The sequence below is a fragment of the Haloparvum sedimenti genome (assembly GCF_001462205.1).
Lineage (GTDB): Archaea > Halobacteriota > Halobacteria > Halobacteriales > Haloferacaceae > Haloparvum > Haloparvum sedimenti.
In genome coordinates this window covers 1-1,242 of the sequence record NZ_LKIR01000136.1, presented here as the reverse complement: position 1 = coordinate 1,242, position 1,242 = coordinate 1, and the positions used below count along the sequence as shown (strand labels likewise).

Below are 1,242 nucleotides of genomic sequence, written 5' to 3'. Positions count from 1 at the left end.
CGTCGCGGTCGCTGTGGCAGTCACACCGAATGACGTCCGGCGAGACGTTCCGGGTACAGATGATGTTCGGATAGAGACTCGAGAAGTCGAGTTCGTGGACGTTCTCGTGCAGGCCGACCTCGGGCGCGAAGATGAAGCCGCCGCGGTCGGCGTCGTGGAGCGTCCCCATCGGCTTGTAGAACTCGTGGCGCCAGGAGTTCCACGGGACGAGGACCCCGCGGTCGTGGGCCTCGCAGATCTGAATCGCCGTGAGCACGTTCCCGATCGATGCCCACGCAAGCTCCTGGACGGGCTTGTTCGAGCGCGACACGAGGTCGAGGACGCCGTCGAGGTTCGTCTCTCCGTAGAAAAACGTGTTCGACTCGTCGATGATCGCCCGGCCGGGCACGTTGTACCGCGCCGGCGAGTGACCGACGCGGCCGTAGCTCGAGTACGTCGACCGGCTCGCGAGCTGCTGGTAATCGACGTCCGGCCACCGACTCAGCGAGAAGTGGTCGACGCCGGCGTCCGTCGCCATCTCGTACAGGGTCGGGACGATCTCGCTGGTTGAGCAGGCCAGGATGTCCGGATCGTGTGCGTCGAGCGCCCCCTGGACGGCGGTCAGGAGATCCGTCGGCGAGCCGGTGACGGTGTCGCCGGCGACGGACAGTTCCTCGTAGACGTCGTTGCTCGTTTCGGCCACCGGAACGCTGAGCCGGAGTATCGACAGCTCGCTCGCCGGCGTCGGATCGGCACCGGTCTCCAGACAGTACCGGAACTCCCGCGAGAAGTCGACGTTGAAACAGGCGAGATCTCCGACTGGATACTCCGACAGCTGGCGCGCCTGCCGGGCGAGTGGAGTGACGCGGTCGATGTGGGCGACATCGACCGCGAGAACGGCCTCCTCGTCTCGTCGAAACCCGGGCCGTCGCGCTACCGTCTCGGTCGCGACGACGTCCGGGTGCTGGTCGTACACCGACTGGAGTGTTGTGAGGTCGAGGTCAGTCTCTGGATCGCGGCCGGCGACGTAGAAGCGCGAGGTGTAGTCATCGCGCTCGGTCGCGACGGCGCCGTCAGCGGTTGCCTCCCACTCCAGGACGCGGCCGTCGTCCAAAAAGTCGATGCTGAACGGCATCGTCACGAGTCCGAGTCCGGTGGAGCGGCCTCCTGGTCATCGCTCGTTGTGACTGCAGCTTCGAGCTCCTCGAGGCGTTCCTCGTGGTCGTCGAGCCGGGCCTCCTGTTCGAGATCGATGCTGAGTAG

The 1,242-nt window shown here is 65.9% G+C and carries 1 protein-coding gene; it reads right to left on the bottom strand.

All coding sequences use genetic code 11. The annotated features are described in order from the left end of the window. Nucleotides 1-1,114: type B DNA-directed DNA polymerase (locus tag AN233_RS13620; RefSeq protein ID WP_176696697.1), on the bottom strand; the 1,114-nt coding region annotated here is incomplete at its 3' end. Between the last annotated feature and the right edge of the window lie 128 nt (nt 1,115-1,242).